The following is a 21,405-nucleotide window of genomic DNA, read 5'->3' as shown; positions in this document are numbered from 1 at the left end:
AACCTGAAGGTCGTAGGTTCAAATCCTACTCCCGCAACCAACGCAATTTCCTCAGATATATCAAAGGCTTCGGATCTGCCATCCGGGGCCTTCTCCGTGTTCGGACCCTCCGCTCCGGCCGCAAGACGCAGCAGCCCGGCCAGATCCCCCTCCAGCGTCAGATCCAGACCAGGGCCCTCTGCCGCAGGCGTCAGCACGATCCGCTCCACCAGAGACCGCAGCGCCTCCTTCGCCTCTTCCATGCCTTCGGCGGAGCCAAGGGTCCGGATCAGCCGCGACACCCGCTCCCGGTAGGCCTCCGCCATCGACGGGTGAAACACCACCGTGTCCGGGGCAGGGGTCTGCTCCAGCTCCCGTTCCAGCTGCTGGCGCCGTGCGTCGAGCTCGATCATCCGGTCCTTCACCTGATCTGCGGGAATGCCTGCGATGATCGCATCCACCAGCTTCTGGTGGTCGCGTTTTGCACGGGCGAGCGCCTGTTCCTTTTCCTTGCGGTTCCCGGCGGCTGCCGCCTTCAGCCGGTTGCGTTCGGCAGTGTATTCTTCGCAGAAGACCTGCACCGCATCCGGATCCATCAGGTGGTTCGCCAGCGCATCCAGCACCCGGGCTTCCAGGTCGGCCTGCTTGATCGTGCGCTTGTTGCTGCAGACCGCGGCGCCCTTGTTCCTTGCCGGGGAGCAGCCGAAGCTGTCCTTCGAAATCTTGGCAAAGCCGCCGCCGCAGCAGCCGCAGGCCATCAGGCCGGAAAACAAGGTCTTGGGGCGGCGCCGGTCCCAGACCGGCACATTGGTGCCCGCGGTCTTCAGTTTGCCCTGGCGGGCCCGGACCGCATCCCAGAGATCCTGTGCGACAATCCGCAAATGCGGGACGTCGGTGACCGTCCAGTCGCTTTCCGGGTTCAGCCGCGAGATGCGCTTGCCCGTTTGCGGATCCTTCACGTAGCGCAGCCGGTTCCAGACTTGCCGGCCGATGTAGAGCTCATTGTTCAAGATGCCGGAGCCGCGCTGGCGGTTGCCGTGAATGGTGGAGGCACCCCAGTGGCGGCCGGACGGGGCAGGCACGCGCTCCTTGTTGAGCGCTTCGGCGATCTTCTTCGGCGACAGGCCACTGGCGTAGTCCGCGCAGATCCGGTGCACGACATCTGCCTCTTCCGGGTGGATCTCGCGCTCGCCGCGGATCACGTCGCCATTGCTCGCGAGTTGCGGCTTCATGCGGTATCCGTAAGCTTTGCCGCCTGCGGATTTGCCCTCGAGCGCGCGGCCCTTGAGGCCGCGGTGAGTCTTCATCGCGATGTCCTTGAGCTGGAGCGCATTCATCGTCCCCTTCAGCCCGATATGGATCTCCGAAATCAGCCCGTCCGCCACGGTCTCGATCGGGAGACCGTTGAAGCAAAATTCCTGGTAGATGTGGGCAATGTCGGCCTGGTTGCGGCTTAGACGGTCGAGGGCTTCCGAGACCAGAACATCGAAGGTGCCGCCGCGCGCATCGCGGAGCAGGGCCTGCATGCCGCTGCGCATAAGGCTGGCGCCGGAGATGGCGCGGTCGGAATAGGTGGCCACTACCTCCATCCCCTGGGCCTTGGCGTAATCGGTGCAGTCGCGGATCTGGTCCTCGACAGAGGCGTCGCGTTGCAGGTCTGTCGAGTAGCGGGCGTAGATGGCTGCTCTGAGCCTGGGCTGGGACATGGCGGTGTTCTCCGGTGGTTTGATGTTAACCGGGAGAATTGCCGTCCCGGTGGTCGGTGCGGGCTGCCTCGCGGGCGAGGGCGCGCAGGAGTTCGTGAAGTGACGCGCGGGTGCTGGCGTCCTGCCGGCAGGAGCCGTTTTGCGGGCGGCCGGGTGTTTCCGGCGCCTGCGGGCATTCGGCATGTCTCTTCCGGTCCCGTGCCATAGGCCGAGGTCTCCTGTCTCCGGTGGGCGGTGGCCGCCCGCGTGTGCTGATGGAGACAGTTTACTGCGCCGGATTGGGTTGGAGCGACCCGGGTTGTAACCCTGCGGAGACGGATATTGTGGATAAGGGCCTAGAAATACGGAACTTTCCCTCTGCAGAGGGAGCTGGGCAGGGATGCGGGGCATAGACCGCCCCGGCGGAGCTTTGGGACAAAGTATTTCCGGAAGGGATTTTTCCGGATTTTGGGCCAACCGAAGCCTGCGCCGCTGGAGATTGCACATAAGAATTGTGCAAACCTCGCGGCGGAGCGGCTTGGTTGGCGGGCGCATCTACTGGTCCAGGACCGGCTCTGGACCATTTTTGCGCGGCACGTCACGCAGCCAGGACCGGACCTCCTTGGTATCGAACTCTCGTTTCTGCACCAGGTCTTCAGCCATGTCCTTAAGCAACTGCTGATGGGGATACAGCAGTGCGCGTGCGTGGTCCTCGGCGTAGTCGAGCTTCTCGCGGAGGCGTTTGCGGTCGGGTTCTTCAAGTTGGGCTGGATCCTGCGGTCCAAACCAGCCGTTGCCGAAGGCCCCTAAACCCAGTTCAAAGTCCATCGCCAGGACCATCCGAGCAGCTTTTCCGAGGTCGGAGGTGGCGCTGCCGCCAGCGCCAGCGGACACAGTCCCAAAGATGAGCCGCTCCGCCGCCCGCCCCGCGAGGTGGACGTAGAGCTGACGGTCGAAATCTGCCGGCAGACCTGCATTCGCGGGAACATCCCGTTCGATTGTTCCGCCTGCGGCAGCCACCCGGACCTGCGTGATCGCCTCTCCGAAGATCCAGGCGGTGATGGCATGGCCGCATTCATGGACGCAAATGCGGTAAAGCAGGCCGTGGTTCTCCTCCAGCTCCCTGACACCGAGATGGCAGCGCAGAAGCTGCAGATCGAGCGGGCAGCCGCTGTGACGGGCTTCACTGCGGGCAGAGCGCACCGCGGCGTCAACGTCGGCGGCGGTCTTTCCGATGGAGTCCCGCGCCAGCTGCTGCAGCACATCCTCAGAGAATGTGTTCTGCAGCCGCTCGGCAAGGAGATGCTGCAGCATCGCCTTGCTTGGCAGCGGCATCTCGATCTTGATGTCAAACCGCCCGGCTCTCAGCACTGCGGGGTCTAGGTGCTGCGGGTGGTTGCAGGCACCGACGACCATGATCCCTTCCTCCAGGCTGACGCGGTCCATCTGCTCCAAAAAACCAGCAACCACTTGGCGCCTGTAGCTGGCACTGTTGTCGCCGGCGCTGTCGCGGGAACCGATCGCGTCAATCTCATCGATGAAAAGGATACAGGGCGCATTCTTCCGGGCGTCGTCGAAGCTTCTTCGCATCGCGAGCAGCAGGTTGCCCAAATGACCGGCGCTTTGCCACTCGGCGCAGCTGGTCTCGACGCAATTGACAGCGGCGCTCCGGCCCATCGCGCGGGCGAGATGGCTCTTGCCGGTGCCCGGCAGGCCAAAAAGCAGCAAGGAGTGCGGGATCTCACTCCAGGCCACTTCGCCTTCGGCCCAGAGCCGCAGGTCTGCAACCAGTTGCCGGGCGTCATAGGCCTGCCAGCCCGGCGGCAGCAGGGCGTGGTTAAGGAGGTTTTCCACGCTTGAAAAACCGGAAGCAGGAACGTTGTGAAGGATCAGCACGGCGCCACGGGCAAGCTGCGCGTCCACTGCAGCCGGGGAGCCGAAGGCCGCGGCGATCCGCAGCAGCAGAAGCAGCTTGTCTGCCGGCAGGTCTGTGCCCGGCAGCCAGCGGCCCGTGTTGTCACAGGCATATGGGTCGGCGCCTTCCTGCTCCAGCGCTTCCCAGAGTTCCGGCGGCAGATGCCGCGCGTCCGGCTGCTCGCTCAGATGTTGCAGCAAAGAAAGGGGGTGATCCGGTGCAGGGGGCACAAGGGGCTCCTCGGCGCCAGCACTGTCGTCTGGCGCGTCTTCTTTGAGTGTCTTGCGGCGCGCCTGCTGCAGCTCTTCGCAGTGGAGATGATAGCGGCGGGCGCAGTCTTCGGCGAACTGCCACCAATCGGGGCGCGCGGGGGAGTGGTTGGATCGGTTCATGGCAAACCTCCAGTGAACAGGCAAAGAGGATCGGGCGCCTGGCAGAGCCGGGCGTGAAACAGTTCGGAAATTGAAGAGGGGGGCGCTTAGGTGTCTTCTTCCGCTCGGATGGCGTCGAGCATCGCGAAGATCACCTGGGTCGCATCGGCGAAGTAGACCTCGCTTTTGACGCTCAGCTCTTCTGCGTAGAGGTCTGGCGGCGCGACGCTGTCGGGGTGCTCTGCCTTCAGCCGCGCATGCAGGCCTTTCTCAATTTGCACAGCTGTGTGGCCGGAGCTGATGGGAACTGTCCGCAGGACCTGCGCCTCCGTCTCCTTGGTCTTCAGAAGTTGGTGGTAAAGGCGGGAGACGGGATCGCGGCTGTAGCCGAGTTTGATCAGCTTGGCACCTTTGGCGAGTTTAAGCTTCATGACGTAGAGAAAACTTGGCGCACTGCTCCAGCCCTTGCCGCAGTTGCTGCATTGAAACCGGCCAGTCTGCATGTTGGCACGGGCAATCCGCTGAACATGGCCGCAGGCCTGATGCTGGTACAGACGGTAATTCTGGCTGCCACCTGTGTCTTCTCCGATCAGGTGCCACCCCCGTTCTTCTGCTTCAGCCTGTTCTTTGTCAGCGTGGCAAATCTCGCACCGTACACTGCACAGGCCTTCGGTTGCCCGCTTAACCATCTCAAATTGCCGGCGCAAGTTATGGCCGCAGGGGGCGATATAGTGGGCATAGTGACGGTCTTCCGGGTCGCGGCCGGCCCAGTTCAGGCCGGCTGCCGCGGCATCGTCCCGCCACCGGTCTTGAATGCAATGCGGGCAGAGTGGCTGGTTGTTCATCAGTACAAAGAGCTTGCTTACGTGAGTTGCTCCGCATGCGCGGCAACACAGAAGAAGATGATAACGGTCCTGGATGCGCTTCAGAATGTCGAAGCCTTTGCTCGCGGCGGTCTCGCGCCAGTGGGGGTGAATGGTGAGCGGGAAGGCGGCGGACGTGGCGGTTGATGTATGGGTCATTGAGAACTCCGTTTGCGTAAAGCGGGAGAGATGGCAGGCGCCGGATATGGGGCACCTGCCGGGAAAATCTGGAATTGGGCATGACGTGGCCGGGCGCAGGCGGAGAGATCCGCTGCGGTGGCCAGGTCAGGTTGTGTCAGGAAGGGATTGGGCGGATCAGACCGGCGCGAAATCCGGGGCTGTCACTGCCATCTCCACCACGGCGTCGACTTGCCGCGCCGCTCGATTCAGCGCTTCGCAGACACCGGCATCATCGGTGGTGAAAAGGTCCCGGTGTTCATGCATCAGCTGCTGGAACCGAAGTGCCTCATCCAGGCTCTCAGATTCGATCAGAAAGTGCAGCAGCATGCTCATGCGCTGCATTGGCAAATCTTCGGCACTGACCACCTGTGCCGTCAGGATGTCGCCGCTGAGTTGAAGACAATCCTGCCAGCGGGCTTCGGCAGCCTCTTGGATACCGGTGGACGCGGGATCCCAGGCGAGGGAGTGAGACAGATCACGCTCCAAATTCAGGGCTTCGTCCACTGCTTTGGTCAGCGTGTCGAAGGTGCGGGTGATGAAGGTGGAACCATCATCTGCTTCGTTTGCAGGCCACAAGCCTTTTTCTGTGCTCATGCGCATGATACGGCAAATATCAGCCATAGTCGGTCTCCTCTCGCGAGATCGGTTTTGGTTAGGGTGCGGCAAGGGGTAGGAGCCTTGCTGCACCTGCAATATATGGTACCATAAAACCAAAAATCAATACGAGATTGTCAGACATGTCAAAAAAAGCGCGAGGACGCCCGGCGGTGGATACCGAAGCGGTCAATCTCCGATTGGCGCGTGGGATGATCGAAGTCATTGATAACCAGCGCCGCGAGCAAGACGATCTTCCGACACGGCCTGCTATGATCCGGCGGATGTTGAAGCAATGGTGCCAGGATCGCGGAATTGAAGTCGACGAATAGCAATTGCTGTCAGTGTAAATCTTCACCCCTTCCAGATTATCGAAAAACAATAAGTCATCCCAGGCCCCCGGCAGGGCGGGTCCAGCAGGCTGCTGGCCGCAGGAAGCTTTTGAAGGCGAAGGCCTGAAACAAGCTGACGAGGAGGGGATCGAAGGGGGTATCCCCCTCGCGAACGGCAAGTTGCAATCCTGGGGCCCAGCCCAAGATTGCAACTTGCCTAGTGAGTACAAGCCTCACAAAAACAAAAATAAGCCTATCGGGATTTTCTTCGTCTTCGCGGAGACTCGGATCAGAGAAGCAGATCCGAGCAGCAAGATGACCCTACAGCCCAAGTTCACCCAAGCACAGCCCGTAATTCTAAATGAAGCACCGGTTGTGCTGCGATTTGCAGGCTTGTTTCCGCGGGACCTTGGCAAGTTCAAGATGCATGACAAGCGCGGCGGCGGCGACCTGGATCATGTCGACCAGGAGCTGTCGCGGCTGAACCAGGTGCTGGCCGGCGAGCCGGGCTGGCAGCAGCAGATACGCGGCGAAATTGCTGAGATGCGCCGTCACAATCACGAGGAGCATTTGCGTGCCCTCAGAGCCAAATCACGCATGAAGGACGCCAGGAAGCTGGAGGCGGAAGGGCCTGCAGACCCCTGGCGGTCCTGCAGCAGAGGTCCGCTTCGGGAAGGCATCATCACAGTCAACAAAGATTGGCTGGGCGGGGCAGGGCTCTCTGAATGGGATCCGGAACGTGTCTCTGCTTTCCGCAAAACCGCCATGTCGTTCCTCGGTCAAAACTTTCCACATGGTCAGCTGCGCTATGCAAGCGCCCACGTCGATGAGGAGGCTTACCATATCCACTTTGTCGTGGCCGTTTGGACCGAGAAGCCATCCGCCAACCGCGGGCATCAGATCCTGCTGCAGCCATCTGAGAACCCGCTCATCAAAAGCTATGAGCATGCCCAGGATCTTGCCGGAGAGGCCTTCGAGACAATCGGGATCATCAGGGGGGAGCGCCGTGCCGAGGCCCGGCGCCAGGCGTGGGCAGAGGGAAAACCTCTGCCCGAGCGGCGGCAGCATGTGCCGCCATCAAAGTGGCGTGCCGAGGAGCGCCTCAAGGCGCAAGCGGAGAAGAAGCGTATCCTGGGCGATGCTCTGGATGAGGCAAAGGCGGCCGTTGAAAACGGCCGGGACCTGGCCAAGGCCACGGTCAAAAAGTCGCGCAAGCGCGCGGTGAAAGAGGCGCGGGCCCGCAAACAGCGGACCGCGCGGGAAACTGCAAAGATGATCCGCCGCCGCGATGCGGCGGAGGCAGAAGCTGTGCAGAAGGAAAAAGCGGCTGACGCCGCGAATGCTCTGAAAAAGAAAATTGTGGCTGAGGTCGGGGCATTGGAGCCGAGGGTTAAGGGGTATGAGGCAAGGGCAGAAGAAGCTGCGGAAAAGTACCGGGCCAAGATGGCCGCGCGGAAGCTGGAGGAAGAAAAACGCGCGCGGGTTATCCAAGAAAGGCAACAGGCCGAGCAGGTGCTGAACGCCGCGAAGGCGGAGAAATCTGATCTGGCCGCTCAGCTGCTGCAGATGGTTCAGCACCGCGGCCAGGAAGAGAAAGCAGTTGCTGAGGCCCGGGCTGCCCGGCTGGCTGAGGAGAAGAGACTGCAGGAGGCAGAAGAAAAGGTCCGGTTGAAGGCAACGGAGGCAGAGGTCATCACGGATGCCATCGGGACCGGGCTGGATTTGGTTGCTGATGGGGCGGTCTTCTGGCGGGAGGCGTCTGCGGATCAGCAGGCAGGCTTGACTTGGGGCGCGGCCGCTCCGGATGCCAAGGGCGAGCGGGATGAAACGCTGAAAGAAATCCGCCCGGCAATGCGGATGGTCACGCGCATTGCTCAACTGGTGGCGCGGACCGTGAAACGCGTCCTCGCCAAGGAGCGGCAAAAGCTGAAGAGTGACGCGGATTATGTCCGCGGCCTGCGTCAGAAATGGGAACCGGAAGATGCAGCGAGGCTGTCGAGGATCACGCTCGGTGGTATAAACAGCGGACCGAAATAGGGCCGATTGCTGACTTTTGCTGCGTGAAAAGCCAAGGTTTGCTGTGCGGACAAAGCCGCCTTTTGCTCACGCGGCTATTGCTGGCGCAGCATATGCTCGTAAGTGCGGCAGGTTGGTCGCTGCGATGCAGCCGATGTCGCCAGAACGGTCATTGAAAGCAAATCTGAGGGCGAAAATCCGAACCGTCCTTTCGCTGCGCAGCTGGTCGACAAGCGAGACGCCGGACTCTCCAGACATTTGCGTTTTGGCATGTTGCTGACGCAGCATCCGCTCGCATGTGCGGCACCATCATAGCTGCCGTGCAACCGATGTCGTCAGAACGGTCATTGAAAGGTAATTTGAGGCGTAAAAATCAAACCGCCCTTTCGCTGCAGCTGTGAGAACAACTTTTCCGAATTGAGCAAACAGCCATTCACAGTTGGGAAAGCGGTACTTGCCGCGCAACATCCATAAACAAGTTTAGCGATGGCGCAGGTGTCAATACTGACCAGCAAGCCTTGCGCTTGTGTCTTCGCTTGAAATGCCTTCGGCCATACGTTCGAAAGCCTGCCGCCAGCCGGGGGCGAGATCCGCCAAATCTGCCAGGGCTTCGGCATCTTCGCGGGAAGCCCTGCGTGTCAGCCGGGCGCGGGTTACGCGCAGGACACTCCAGTCCGGGTTGCGTCTTTCTATCAGCGTTATCCGGCCGCCCGCTGCAGCCGCGCCGGTTTCCAGCACACGGTAGTACCACCCGGTGCGGCCCGTTTTCTGGAACAGGTAGGGCATCTTTTCATGTCCGGTGTGCAGCCCCAGCTTCCAGCAGGGCTGACGGCCTTGGCTGATTTGAACGGTGGCTGTGCCAAGCCTCAGGATATCGCCGATGCAGAGGTTTTCTTCGGTCAATCCGGTTGTTGAGATGTTTTCGCCAAAGGCTGCGGGGACCGTGCCGGTGGCCATGTGCCCCTCGCCCTGCCAGGCCGCATAGTGATCCAGCGCGTAGTGGTGAATGGCCTTTTCCGCGCCGCCATGCACGGTCAGGTCCGCCTGCGCATCCTCTGAAAAACCTGTCAGCGTAATGGTCTGTGGGCCGGACACCGGGTCTTTTTGAATGGCGGACGGCGGCTTTCCGTCCCAGCGGTTCTGAACGCTGCCCAGGAAGATGCCGCCGATTTCTGCCGTAAGTCCAGGAAGGGTCATTCAGGCCTCTTTGTGTTCGATGCAGAATTTATCTTTTTCGCCGGGTTCCAAGCCGAGCCCCAGCAAGGTGCAGAAGCCGTTTTCCGAGTCGGCCTCGTGATAGGCGCAGGTCTTGCATTTCCCGAACGAGTGGCCGCCGTTTGCCGCCAGAGCCAGCCTCAAGCATTGCATCAGCCCGTCCTTGAGCGCGGTGTGAACGCCTGCGGGCAGGTTGCCTATCGCCTCTGCAATTGGATTGGGTTCGGTCACCGCGGCCACGCCTGCCTCAGTCAGTTCATAGGAAATTGACCGCTGGTCGGACTTTTGCCTGCGTTCGGCGGTGTATCCCTTTCGCACCAGAGCCTTCAGTGTCTGGGACATCGTTCCGCGCGTTGTTCCCAGATATTCGGCGACATGTGAGGGCGAGCGGGAAAACTGATTTGCCTCAGACAGATACTCCAGCGCCGCCCTTTGTGTCGGGTTCAGGTCGCCAGTCCAGCCGGCAGCGGAATCAATCCTGGCAAGACGGTTGATCAGGATGCGGATGCCATGGTCGGGTTTCATGCTCAATAAGTAGCGAGTCGAAATTAAAGTTGCAATGTATTTTTCGTTATAGTAGCGAATCGATATCAAATGACGGGAGATGAGAAATGAAACTTACCTGGACATCCCTTGCCGCCATCGTGATCGGAGCCTCGCCCGCTGTTGCAGGCGGTGATCACGCCCTGCATCAGGAGGGGGCAGTCATCTCTCCGGCTGATGCCGGCAAGGCGGCAGATTTCGACATCCTTGCGGCGCATGCGTATCGCAACGGCAACACAGTTACCTTCCACATGACCACCAGCGGCATCGCCGGGGCATCACTTCCGGCCGCAACCGGCGCAGTGGGCGGATCAGATGTCTGGTCCTACGTGTGGCCCACATCTCTTGACCCGTCTGCTGTTGGCTTTGAGGGCGGCACCGGCATTCTGGCAATGGCTGCAACCAGCCACCCGGATTTTGACGACACTCCGCTTTTTGATGAAAACGGCGATGGCGACCCGGCCAATGACGGCATCGAATGGCACAGCCATTGGGTTGTGCTGACCCCGACAGAGGCCTGCGGCCCGGGCGCCCTCGCGGTGCGCGACATCCCCGAGGGAGCGACGCCAAAGCTGCCCGCGACCTGGCCCGGGTTCCCGGTCTTCCTGGACAGCCCCGGATTCACGCCGCTGTTCGACGGCCCGGAGATCAAGGTGAATGCCGGTCTTGCCAGCGGGGTCGAACTGGAGGGCGTAGTTTATGACGGCGTCACTTCCGCCCTGCGGGTGAACGCCAGCATTCACGCGCCGCTGCTGTGCGTCACCGATGTATTCGACGTAGCCTCAGGCGATCTGAGCCTGCCGGGCAAACTTCAGTAACCGGTATCAGCCGGCCGCGCAAAGCAGGCGGCCGGCTGCCGAACAGGAGAGATCAAGATGCAAGCGCCTGAACTGCAGGTCAGTGAATGGTTCAATACCGACAGGAACCTCAAACTGTCGGATTTCCACGGAAAGGTTGTCCTGATTGAGGCCTTCCAGATGCTGTGCCCCGGCTGTGTCGTCCATGGCATTCCCCTGGCACAAGAGGTGCATCGGCATTTTCCCGGCGATCAGGTGGCGGTGATAGGGCTGCACACTGTCTTTGAACACCACGAAGCCATGACCCCGGTATCGCTGAAAGCCTTTTTGCATGAATACCGCATTACGTTTCCTGTGGCGGTCGACAAACAGGGGGCGGGGCCGCTGCCGGAAACCATGGCTGCATACGGGATGCATGGAACGCCCAGCCTGGTTCTGCTGGATCAGTCGGGCCGGATTACGGCGCATCATTTTGGCCAGGTTTCGGAACTGCAGGTGGGTGCCGAGATTGGCAGCCTGCTTGCGGGCAAGGCTGCTGCGACGGCCGAAGATCAGCTGACCGGCTCCTCCGGCCGATGCGGCGACAGTGGCTGCAACGCGTGAAGCGCCTGCAACCAGACTGCAATTCAAGGCGGAGATTCCTTCGGGATTGGGCCTGCTGTTGCGCAAAAACATGACCGGGGCAGTCAGCGAGCTGACCGTCTTTGGGCGGGCGCCTGCTAAAAGGCCCCGGCAGATCCAAAATGGCTGGCCGGATGCGGTTGCTTCCGGCCAGCCCAGATTTGCAAGACGGTACTGTTTCAGGGTTGGAGGGCCGGAATGCCGCCTTGCATCATTCCACCTAAGCCGTACCGCCAATGCTCAGCCCAAGGGCTTTGGCAACTCCGGTTCCGTAGGCTGGATCAGCTTGCAGGCAATTCGCAATGTGACGGCGCTGAATATCTTCCCGGGCTCCGCCAAGGGCACGGGCTGTGTTTTCAAACAGCACTTGCTGCTGGTCCGGCGACATCAGCCGGAACAGGGCTCCCGGCTGCGAGAAATAGTCCTCGTCCACCCGGTGGTTCCAATGATCCGCCGCTCCCTCAGCCGACAGAGGCGGTTCCGAGTAAGCCGGCTGTTCACTCCACTCTCCAAGCGTGTTCGGCTCATAGCCAATCCGCGATCCCGCATTGCCGTCAACCCGCATCGCCCCGTCGCGGTGGTAGGAATGGAACGGGCAGCGGGGTGCGTTCACCGGAATGGAAGAGTGGTTGACCCCCAGCCGGTAGCGCTGGGTATCGCCATAGGAAAACAGCCGCCCCTGCAGCATCTTGTCTGGCGAAAAGCTGATCCCGGGAACAACCGTGGACGGCGCAAAGGCTGCCTGTTCCACTTCGGCAAAATAGTTCTCCGGGTTGCGGTTCAGCTCAAGCTCGCCGACCTCGATCAAAGGGTAGTCGCCATGCGGCCACACCTTGGTCAGATCGAACGGATTGAGGCGGTATCCACCTGCCTCCTTCTCAGGCATGATCTGGACAAAGAGCGTCCATTTCGGAAAGTTCCGGTTCTCGATCGCTTCATAAAGATCACGCTGATGGCTTTCGCGGTCGCCTGCGATGATCTGGGCCGCCTCCTCATCCGTCAGGTTTTTGATGCCCTGCTGGGTCTTGAAGTGGAACTTGACCCAGTAACGCTCATTTTCCGCATTGATGAAGCTGAAGGTGTGGCTGCCGAACCCGTCCATATGCCTGTAGCTGGCGGGGATGCCGCGGTCAGACATAACGATTGTGACCTGATGCAAGGCTTCGGGCAGGCTGGTCCAGAAGTCCCAGTTGTTGTCCGCGCTGCGCATATTGGTGCGCGGGTCGCGTTTGACGGCGTGATTGAGGTCGGGAAATTTCAGCGGGTCGCGCAGGAAGAACACCGGAGTGTTGTTGCCAACCAGATCCCAGTTGCCTTCTTCGGTGTAGAATTTGACGGCAAAGCCGCGGATGTCCCGCTCTGCGTCTGCTGCCCCGCGCTCCCCCGCAACAGTCGAAAACCGCAGGAACAGGTCCGTCTTCTTGCCAACTTCGGAAAACAGCCTGGCCCGGGTGTACTTGGTGATGTCATGTGTGACGGTGAAAGTTCCATAGGCGCCGGAGCCTTTGGCATGCATGCGGCGCTCCGGGATCACTTCGCGGTCAAAATGCGCCATCTTCTCCAGAAACCAGACATCCTGAAGCAGCGCCGGGCCGCGCGCACCGGCTGTCTGGATGTTCTGATTGTCGGGCACAGGCGCACCAAACGCGGTGGTCAGTTTGGGTTTGCTGGTCATGTCTTTCTCCTGAACTTGCGTACGGGAGCACCCAACCGGAAACCGCCAAACTACTCCAACTTATATAAATTATCCGGCCGATAAGCAGAGGTGATCCATGGCTAGACGCACATCCGTTGCCGGTCTTTCTCTCCGGGATCTTGAATACATTCAAAGCATTGCTGAAGAGGGGCATTTCGGCCGCGCGGCCTCGATCTGCGGGGTGTCTCAGCCCGCAATCAGCCAGCAGGTGCAGAAGCTGGAGGCCCGTTTGGGGTTTTCGATTTTTGAACGGCAGGGCAAGCATGTGTCGCTGACGCCGAACGGGCAGATTGTTGTCCGCAGGGCTGAGATCCTTCTGGCCGAGGCCAGAGAGCTTTTGGAGCTGTCCCTTGGCCTGAACAACAGCCTGGAAGGCGAGCTCCGGATCGGTGTGATCCCGACACTGGGGCCGTATCTTCTGCCTTTGATTTTGAAGTCTCTGAAATCTGCCTACCCCAAGGTGCAGATTTCGCTGTTCGAAGAGCCAACCCGCATACTGGAAGAGATGCTCATGAAGCGCGAACTGGATACAGCTTTGACCGCGACCGAACCCGGGCAGCAAATGCTCGATGCTTTCACACTGTTTTTTGAGCACTTCATTCTTGCCTGCCCCAAGGAGCTGAAGAAGAAACCGGGCCAGCCTGTGCGGTGGTCCGGCGTTCTGGCGTCCAAGCTGGTCCTTCTGTCCGAAGAACACTGTCTGCGGGATCAGACGATGGCGCTTTGCGACCGGATTGATAGGCCCGGAAACCGTGTTGCCAGCAGTCTTGAAATGCTGCGTCAGATGGTTGCCCTGGGTGAGGGGGCTGCTCTTTTTCCTGCCCTGTCCGTCAGCGGCCCGGACCGTTTCGGCGGGCTTGCGACTCTTCACCCCATTGAGGGCGGAAATTTCGGGCGTCACATCCGTCTGGTCTGGCGCAACAGCGACCCCCGCGCAGAGCACCTGGAAAGCTTTGGGAATTTCATAAGGTCGCAGATGGAGACGCCTGCCATGGCAAAACTGTCTGCGGGAAGAAATTGACATTGGCCATTTGCGAACCGGGCAGTCAGAATGCCCTGCTACCCAAGCCAATTGAAAATTACTTCATTTCAGGCACTCGAAGTTTAGGCTTGGTGCATCAACGACGGAATAGACTGACTGCGTCGCAGCGATGAGAGGCTGTGACCAACGGCAGTTTTGAGCTGGTTCAGAATGCTGCACTAGAAGTGCGGCATCCAGTTAAAGTCCGGTGTAGGCACGTACGAAAATCTCGCAGCGCTACGCTGTGCTTGGCTACCAAAACTTAATATTTGCAGCAGGGTACAGTTCTTCTCTACCCAGTGTAGTGGAACGGAAATCCTCATCCTTCAGTTGTAAACGGCTCTGGATGACGCCTCTACCTCAACTTCTCAGCATTCAAATTCTCAATGTCAATCATCAGCGGCAACAATGAAGCTGCCTGTGCTGGCTTGGAAGATCGAGTGCCGCCACAGTTAGGCAGTTCTGAAGAATTGCCAAATTTCTATGTGCTGGGAGGCCGGATCTGGAGGAAATGGCAGCTGGGGGCTCTCCCCTTTCTTCAGCGAATGCTCAACGGGAGGAAGACATGAGCTCCAACAATCAAACTGGTGAACGAACCGGCAAGCCACTGCCAGAACATGTTCTGAAAGCCGCTGGCCATGCACGTCGAGGCGGTGTCATGGACCGGAGGGAGTTTCTGGCACTGGCCAGCGTGTTCGGCGCAACCGCAGCAACCGCATATGGCATGCTGGGCATGGCTGCACCGGCACAGGCAGCCACGCCCAAACGCGGCGGAACCTTGCGGCTTGAAGTAGGCGTGCATGCGCTGAAGGACACCCGCACGATGGATTTCGCGGCGATGTCTATGGTGGCCTCCAATTGGCTGGAATATCTGGTCGAATACAATAACGATGGTACCTTCAAGCCCCGGCTGCTGGAAAGCTGGGAAGTCAACAGCGATGCCACCGAGTACACGCTGAAGGTTCGCAAGGGCGTGACGTGGAACAATGGTGATCTGTTCACCGCGCAAGACGTCGCCCGCAATATCGAACGCTGGTGCGACGCTGAGGTCGAAGGCAACTCGATGGCGTCGCGGATGAACTCCCTGGTCGATCCGGAAACCAAGAAAGCCGCAGCCGAAGCAATCACCGTTGTTGACGATGAAACCGTCAAGCTGAAATGCCGTTCATCTGACATCACGATCATTCCCGGTCTGGCAGATTACCCCGCCATGGTGGTGCATGAAAGCTACACGCCGGAAACCATGCTGACCAACCCGGTTGGGACCGGTCCTTACAAGCCGGTCGAGTTTCAGGTTGGCGTCCGCGCAGCTGTGGAACGCAACACGGATCATATCTGGTGGGGCGAAGGTACCGGTGCCTGGCTCGACCGGATTGAATTCCTCGACTACGGCACCGACGCCTCTGCGGTTCTGTCCGCCGTTGAGGCGGATGAGATTGACGTGACCTACAACACGTCGGGCGAGTATCTGGAACTGATCGAAGCGTTGGGCTGGAAAACATCCGAAATCGCAACGGGCTCAACGGTTGTAATCCGCGCCAATCAGCAGGCCGAGGTGAACGGGCAGAAACCATATGCTGACGTCCGGGTCCGCAAAGCGTTGCAGAAGGCAGTCGACAATAATGTCGTGCTGGAACTTGGGTTCAACAACAACGGCAAGGTTGCGCAGAACCATCATATTGCGCCGGTGCATCCGGAATACGCCAACATTGGCGACCCGGTGCATGATCCGGCGGGCGCCAAAGCCTTGATGGACGAGGCTGGCATGGCCGATTTTGAGCATGAGCTGATCTCGATTGATGGCGGCTTCCGCAGAGACACCGCTGATGTTGTTGCCATTCAGCTCCGTGACGCCGGGATCAAGGTGAAGCGCACCATCATGCCGGGTTCCACCTTCTGGAACGACTGGACGAAATACCCGTTCAGTATCACTGACTGGAACCACCGCCCGCTGGGGGTGCAGCTCTACGGCATCTGCTACCGCAGCGGTCAGAAATGGAATGAATCCGGCTTTGCCAATGCTGAGTTCGATGCGCTCCTCGATCAAGCCGTCGCAGTAGCAGATCCGGCAAAACGCAGTGAGATCACGGCAAAGATGGAACAGATCATGGTGGATGAGGCCGTGATCATCCAGCCCTACTGGCGCTCCCTTTTCCGTCAGTCGCGTGAAGGCGTCCTGAACGCCGAGCCGCATATTTCCTTCCTGCCTCAGCTGTACAAGTGGGGCTGGGCCTAAACCCTAGCGTTTAGGCACGGCAGGCTGCGGACCTGTGCTCCCCCCGTGGCCTGCCTGAACACTCGGAGTTACCATGCGACACTTCATTCTGCGGCGGTTCGGCGTCATGTTTTTGACGGCGGCTTGCCTGACCTTTGTGGTCTTCTTCCTGACCAATCTAATGCCCAATCTTGAAAAGCTGGCCAAGACAGAGGCCAATGCCCGTATGAGCGACGCTGAAGTCCTCTCCTGGCTGGCGGACCGCGGCTATACGCAGGACATCTTTTCCAAGTATGGCGAATGGCTTGGGATCGTCCCTTCCGCGCGGCTGAGCGGTACGGGCGGAGAAATACACACCCGCTGTTCGAGGCCGGTGCGTCCTGCGGAAGCGGCTCCGCTGTACTGCGGAGTACTTCAGGGTGAGTTCGGCTTCTCCACGGTGTTCAAGGAAGAGGTCAGCACCGTCATCGCCAAAAGGCTAGGCACCACCGGTTATCTGATGCTTGCGGTGCTCTGTGTCATGGTGCCGCTATCTCTGCTGATCGGAGTTCTGGCCGGCATGCACGAAGGCTCCTGGGTCGACCGGCTGCTCTCTACGTTCTCGATCATTACCACCTCCACCCCGGAGTATGTATCTGCGGTGGTGCTGATATCCTTTTTCGCTTCAAAAAATGCGGGGATTTCACCGCTGCTGGCAGACTGGGGCCTGATTGACGGCCCAACCCTGTTCAAAGCCTCTGCCGCCACAGCGATGCAGGGCATTACCTTTGCCAACTTCACCCTGCCTGTCCTGGCGCTGACCTTCTACGGTATGGGCTACATCGCCCGGATGACCCGCGCCTCGATGATCGAGGTGATGACCGCGCAGTACATCCGCACCGCCCGCCTGAAAGGGGTGAGCTTCCGTTCCATTGTGCTGAAACACGCGCTCAGGAATGCAATGATTACCCCTTTTACTGTGATCATGCTGCAAATTCCCTGGCTGCTGACCGGTGTTGTCATCGTGGAAACGATTTTCAATTACAAGGGTTTCGGCTGGGCGCTGGTTCAGGCCGCGGGCAACAATGACATCGAACTGCTGATGGGCATTTCTGTAGTTGCGGTAATCGTGGTGCTGCTGACCCAGCTCATCTCCGACATCGGCTATGTCTTCCTCAACCCGCGCATCCGCGTCAACTAAGGATCCGGGACCATGACTGATCTCACAACTCCCGAACTTCTCTTGCAGCTAAGCCTGCGTTTTCTGCCCGTCTGGGCCTGCATGGCAGTTATCCTGACCGGATCCATTGCCACACGCCGCAAAACCGGCCTTTATGGTCAGATCTTTGACAGCCCTATTGGAGTCGCGGGTTTCTCCCTGGTGCTGTTCTGGGTTCTGACTGCAATCTTTGCAAATCAGATCATCACGCACGACCCCTATGGCCAGTTCGCCGGCATGAAAAACGCCCTGCCTGGCAGCGCCATTCCCGGGGCGGATGAAGATACCTATACTTGGTATCTGCTGGGCGGTGACAATCTGGCGCGGGACGTGTTCTCGCGGATGGTTTCCGGCAGCCGCATCGTGCTGACCGTCTCGCCGATTGCGACAATCTTTGCATTCCTGGTGGGGATCACTCTGGGCCTACCCGCTGGCTACTATGGCGGCCGCATGGACACGGCCCTGACCTTTGCGGCCAACCTGATTATCGCATTCCCGGTCATCCTGCTGTTCTACCTGCTGGTGACACCGGAAATCCGCGCAGGCGGCCCTGCCATCAGCTTTGGTGCCGGGCATGTCTGGCAGGCATCTGTTCCCAATGTTCTGGCGGCAATCGTCTTCATCTTCCCGATGATCTTCTTCTGCCTGTTCTGGCACTCCCGTTTCTATGTGCGCCCTGTTCTGCGCAACGTGCTGGTCGCCATCACGCTGGGCATTGGCGTCTGGGTCTATCTCGGAACTGCCTTTGACTATGATCCCACGGGAATTTTTCTGATCGAGCCTGGGCTCAAGAACATCTTCGCCATCATCGCGGTGGTTGGTGCGCCTGCCAAGTTCCGCATCGTGCGCGGACAGGTTCTGGACATCAAGACCCGTGATTTTGTTGCAGCTGCCCAGACCCGCGGTGAGCGTCCCTGGTACATCATGCTCTGGGAAATTCTGCCGAACGCCCGCGGGCCGCTGATCGTCGATTTCTGCCTGCGCATCGGTTACACCGCGATCCTTTTGGGCGCTTTGGGCTTCTTCGGCCTCGGCCTGACCCCGGAAAGCCCGGACTGGGGCACGACCATCAACGAAGGCCGGAAGTTCCTGGCTCTGTATGCTCATCCCGCTTTGGCACCTGCTTTGGCCCTCATGAGCCTCGTACTAGGCCTCAATCTGCTGGGGGACACCCTGCGCGAAGAATCCCTGAAGGACTGAAGGAGGCAGAAATGAACAAACTGTCAGATTACGACGGCCCGATCCTCGAGATTAACAAGCTGTCGATCTCCTTCTTCACCCGGCTGCTGGAAATTCCCGCGGTGATGGACTTCTCGGTCACCGTTCAGCCCGGCGAGGCCGTGGGCCTTGTGGGCGAGTCCGGCTGCGGTAAATCCACCGTGGCGCTTGGCGTCATGCAGGATCTGGGCAAGAACGGCCGTGTCGTCGGCGGCACCATCAAGTTCAAGGGCCGCGATCTGGCGGAGATGAGCGCCGAAGAACTCCGCGACATCCGCGGCAATGAGATCGCGATGATCTATCAGGAGCCGATGGCCAGCCTCAATCCGGCGATGAAGATCGGCAAGCAGCTGATGGAAGTGCCGATGATCCACGAGGGCGTCAGCGAAAAGGAAGCCTATCAGCGCGCGCTGGAAGTGGTGACCGACGTGCGCCTGCCCGACCCGGAGCGGATGCTGAATTCCTTCCCGCACCAGCTGTCGGGCGGCCAGCAACAGCGGATCGTGATTGCAATGGCGCTGATGTCGAAACCGTCGCTGCTGATCCTGGATGAGCCGACAACCGCGCTGGACGTGACGGTGGAGGCCGCAGTGGTCGAACTGGTCAAGGACCTGGGCAAGAAATACGGCACCTCGATGCTGTTCATCTCCCACAACCTCGGCCTGGTGCTGGAAACCTGCGACCGCCTGTGCGTGATGTACTCTGGCGAGGCAGTGGAGCGCGGCTCGATCCACGATGTGTTCGACGAAATGCAGCATCCCTATACCCAGGCGCTGTTCCGCTCGATCCCGCTGCCCGGCGCCGACAAGAACTCCCGCCCGCTGGTGGCCATTCCGGGCAACTTCCCGCTGCCCCACGAGCGCCCGCCGGGCTGCAACTTCGGCCCGCGCTGCGATTACTTCGAGGAGGGCCGCTGCGATCAGGACATGGTCATCCCGATGTCGCCGGTGCATGGCAACGACCGGCACGAAACCCGCTGCCTGAAGTTCCAGGAAATCGACTGGAACGCGCCGGTCACGGCGGGCGAGCAGAAGGAAAAGACCGCGCCGGGCAAGGTTGTCCTCAAGATCGACAACCTCAAGAAATACTACGAGGTTGCGGCCAATGCCCTGTTTGGCGGCGGCGAGAAGAAGGTGGTGAAAGCCAACGAAACCCTCAGCTTCGAGGCCCGCGAATCCGAAACCCTCGCCATTGTCGGCGAGTCCGGCTGCGGCAAATCCACCTTCGCCAAGGTGCTGATGGGACTGGAAACCGCCACCGAGGGCCAGATCCTGCTCGACAACCGCAACATCGAGCAGATCCCGATCGAGGAGCGTGACACTAGGACCGTCTCCGACGTGCAGATGGTGTTCCAGAACCCCTTCGATACTCTGAACCCGTCGATGACCGTGGGCCGCCAGATCATGCGGGCATTGGAAATCTTCGGCATCGGCGATTCAGAGGCCGAACGGCGCAAGCGCATGCTGGAGCTTCTGGACCTGGTGAAACTGCCCCGCGCCTTTGCCGACCGGATGCCGCGGCAGCTGTCAGGCGGCCAGAAGCAGCGTGTGGGCATCGCCCGCGCCTTTGCCGGCGGCGCCCGCATCGTGGTGGCGGATGAGCCGGTCTCTGCGCTCGACGTGTCGGTGCAGGCCGCGGTCACCGACCTGCTGATGGAGATCCAGCGCAACGAAAAAACGACGCTGCTGTTCATCTCCCACGACCTCAGCATCGTGCGCTACCTCTCCGACCGGGTGATGGTGATGTACCTCGGCCATGTGGTGGAACTTGGCGACACCGACCAGGTGTTTGCACCGCCCTACCACCCCTACACCGAGGCGCTGCTGAGCGCGGTGCCGATTGCTGATACCTCCGTGGAGAAAGAGCACATCGTTCTGGAAGGCGACATTCCCTCGGCGATGAACCCGCCGCCGGGCTGCCCGTTCCAGACCCGCTGCCGCTGGAAATCCGAAGTGCCGGGCGGGCTGTGCGAGAAGGAGGTCCCGCCGGTGCGCACATTGGACGGCGGCCACCAGATCAAATGCCACCTCAGCGACGACGTGCTGGAGCGCATGAAGCCGGTGATCAAGGTTGCGGCGGAATAGGCAAACCGCGCAAGAAGCCCTCAGAAGCAAACCGATTCAATTGACCAAGGAAGAACATGACCGAAATTCTGATTGTAGAATCCAGTTCCCCCAACCTTGCCAGCAGCCGACGTCAGCAAGGACGGGCCGCGCCGCAAAACTTTGCCCGGGTGTTCTCAGCAGTCATACCAGGTATTAAAATCCGTGTCGCCGAGCCCTACAAGACCGAGATGACACGCGCGGATTTTGCAGGTGTGGATGGAATTGTTATGACTGGGGCCGGCGACGAATGGCCAGCGAATGACGACTTGGCCCGCCCCATCCGGGCGGCTTGCGATCTTGCTTTCGAAACCGGACGCCCGGTTCTGGGTGTCTGCTACGGCTTGCAGATCGGCACCATCTGCCTGGGCGGCGAAATCGCCGCTTCCCCAAAGGGTAAGGAAACCGGGCTTGCATTGAATGTTGAGCTGACAGAGGAGGGCGCGAAACACCCGATGATGAAGGGCCGCCGGTCAGGTTTCAGTGTTGCTTGTGCTCACCGTGACGAAGTCACCCGCATGCCCGACGGCGGTGAATGCCTGGCCTTCAACGCGCATAGCGCTATCCAGGCAATGGCAGTGCGCCAAAGCGGTGCAGACTTCTGGGGGCTGCAATACCATCCTGAAATTTCACCCTCGATCGTGGCCAATGCGATCCGTGAGAACGGCAGCCTGTTTTTCAACACCGGTGTTGCTGTCGAGGATTTGCTGACGGTTGAAAGCGATCCGGAAACCGCAAATCGGCTGGGCTGTTCTGTCGATGACTTTGAAATCAATACCCGGACCCGGGAACTGACAAATTGGATTCAGTATGTTGCAGGCCAGGTAGCGCTAACGGCTTGACC

At 60.0% G+C, this 21,405-nt stretch carries 18 protein-coding genes; 11 read left to right on the top strand and 7 right to left on the bottom strand.

The features are described from left to right. On the bottom strand, positions 1-1,685 hold a 1,685-nt coding region (locus WLQ66_RS17100; RefSeq protein ID WP_340547539.1), incomplete at its 3' end, for a recombinase family protein. Here WLQ66_RS17100 and WLQ66_RS17095 point away from each other — a divergent pair. Further along, on the top strand, positions 1,657-1,788 hold the full coding sequence (locus WLQ66_RS17095) for a hypothetical protein (protein ID WP_259957980.1): 132 nt from the start codon (positions 1,657-1,659) through the stop codon (positions 1,786-1,788). The genes WLQ66_RS17100 and WLQ66_RS17095 overlap by 29 nt on opposite strands. Positions 1,789-2,219: 431 nt before the next feature. On the opposite strand, the gene WLQ66_RS17090 is transcribed toward WLQ66_RS17095, so the two are convergent. From WLQ66_RS17090 to WLQ66_RS17080, 3 genes are all read right to left on the bottom strand, one after another. Then, a complete protein-coding gene (locus WLQ66_RS17090) occupies positions 2,220-3,971 on the bottom strand; it encodes an AAA family ATPase (RefSeq protein ID WP_340547529.1) in 1,752 nt (583 codons plus the stop codon). An 86-nt stretch (positions 3,972-4,057) separates the two neighbouring features. Continuing rightward, positions 4,058-4,972: a 3CxxC-type zinc finger protein gene (locus tag WLQ66_RS17085; RefSeq protein WP_340547528.1), complete on the bottom strand. Its 915-nt coding sequence runs from the start codon at positions 4,970-4,972 to the stop codon at positions 4,058-4,060. Between the two features lie 156 nt (positions 4,973-5,128). After that, the gene (locus WLQ66_RS17080) at positions 5,129-5,614 is read right to left on the bottom strand and encodes a hypothetical protein (RefSeq protein ID WP_340547527.1); all 486 of its coding nucleotides are present in this window, start codon (positions 5,612-5,614) and stop codon (positions 5,129-5,131) included. A gap of 116 nt (positions 5,615-5,730) precedes the next feature. Between WLQ66_RS17080 and WLQ66_RS17075 the strand changes: the two genes are divergently transcribed. After that, positions 5,731-5,919, top strand: coding sequence for a hypothetical protein (locus tag WLQ66_RS17075; RefSeq protein ID WP_211038625.1), 189 nt, complete (start codon positions 5,731-5,733; stop codon positions 5,917-5,919). A gap of 315 nt (positions 5,920-6,234) precedes the next feature. After that, positions 6,235-7,956, top strand: a complete 1,722-nt coding sequence (locus WLQ66_RS17070; protein ID WP_340547526.1) for a plasmid recombination protein — start codon at positions 6,235-6,237, stop codon at positions 7,954-7,956. A gap of 477 nt (positions 7,957-8,433) precedes the next feature. On the opposite strand, the gene WLQ66_RS17065 is transcribed toward WLQ66_RS17070, so the two are convergent. Both WLQ66_RS17065 and WLQ66_RS17060 read right to left on the bottom strand, forming a co-directional pair. After that, a complete protein-coding gene (locus tag WLQ66_RS17065; protein ID WP_340547525.1) occupies positions 8,434-9,132 on the bottom strand; it encodes an MOSC domain-containing protein in 699 nt (232 codons plus the stop codon). Then, complete coding sequence (locus tag WLQ66_RS17060) at positions 9,133-9,744, bottom strand: MarR family winged helix-turn-helix transcriptional regulator (RefSeq protein ID WP_340547524.1); 612 nt, start codon at positions 9,742-9,744, stop codon at positions 9,133-9,135. Positions 9,745-9,761: 17 nt separating this feature from the next. Here WLQ66_RS17060 and WLQ66_RS17055 point away from each other — a divergent pair, with 17 nt between their 5' ends. Next, positions 9,762-10,511 carry a hypothetical protein gene (locus WLQ66_RS17055; RefSeq protein WP_340547523.1) on the top strand — a complete coding sequence of 250 codons (750 nt, stop codon included), beginning with the start codon at positions 9,762-9,764 and terminating at the stop codon, positions 10,509-10,511. Positions 10,512-10,568: 57 nt separating this feature from the next. After that, positions 10,569-11,093, top strand: coding sequence for a redoxin domain-containing protein (locus WLQ66_RS17050; protein WP_340547522.1), 525 nt, complete (start codon positions 10,569-10,571; stop codon positions 11,091-11,093). 238 nt (positions 11,094-11,331) lie between these two features. On the opposite strand, the gene WLQ66_RS17045 is transcribed toward WLQ66_RS17050, so the two are convergent. After that, on the bottom strand, positions 11,332-12,786 hold the full coding sequence (locus WLQ66_RS17045; protein WP_340547521.1) for a catalase: 1,455 nt from the start codon (positions 12,784-12,786) through the stop codon (positions 11,332-11,334). Between the two features lie 97 nt (positions 12,787-12,883). Between WLQ66_RS17045 and WLQ66_RS17040 the strand changes: the two genes are divergently transcribed. From WLQ66_RS17040 to WLQ66_RS17015, 6 genes are all read left to right on the top strand, one after another. Then, complete coding sequence (locus WLQ66_RS17040; protein WP_340547520.1) at positions 12,884-13,828, top strand: hydrogen peroxide-inducible genes activator; 945 nt, start codon at positions 12,884-12,886, stop codon at positions 13,826-13,828. A gap of 565 nt (positions 13,829-14,393) precedes the next feature. Further along, positions 14,394-16,064, top strand: coding sequence for an ABC transporter substrate-binding protein (locus WLQ66_RS17035; RefSeq protein WP_340547519.1), 1,671 nt, complete (start codon positions 14,394-14,396; stop codon positions 16,062-16,064). Positions 16,065-16,137: 73 nt separating this feature from the next. Beyond that, the gene (locus tag WLQ66_RS17030; RefSeq protein WP_340547518.1) at positions 16,138-17,223 is read left to right on the top strand and encodes an ABC transporter permease; all 1,086 of its coding nucleotides are present in this window, start codon (positions 16,138-16,140) and stop codon (positions 17,221-17,223) included. Positions 17,224-17,235: 12 nt separating this feature from the next. Continuing rightward, the gene (locus WLQ66_RS17025) at positions 17,236-18,441 is read left to right on the top strand and encodes an ABC transporter permease (protein WP_340547517.1); all 1,206 of its coding nucleotides are present in this window, start codon (positions 17,236-17,238) and stop codon (positions 18,439-18,441) included. Positions 18,442-18,452: 11 nt separating this feature from the next. After that, entirely contained in the window at positions 18,453-20,543 is a 2,091-nt protein-coding gene (locus WLQ66_RS17020) for a dipeptide ABC transporter ATP-binding protein (protein ID WP_340547516.1), read from the top strand. 56 nt (positions 20,544-20,599) lie between these two features. Further along, entirely contained in the window at positions 20,600-21,403 is an 804-nt protein-coding gene (locus WLQ66_RS17015) for a type 1 glutamine amidotransferase (RefSeq protein WP_340547515.1), read from the top strand. Positions 21,404-21,405: the final 2 nt, after the last annotated feature.

Source organism: Phaeobacter sp. A36a-5a, from assembly GCF_037911135.1.
GTDB classification, from domain to species: domain Bacteria; phylum Pseudomonadota; class Alphaproteobacteria; order Rhodobacterales; family Rhodobacteraceae; genus Phaeobacter; species Phaeobacter bryozoorum.
This window is presented reverse-complemented; position numbering and strand designations above follow the sequence as displayed.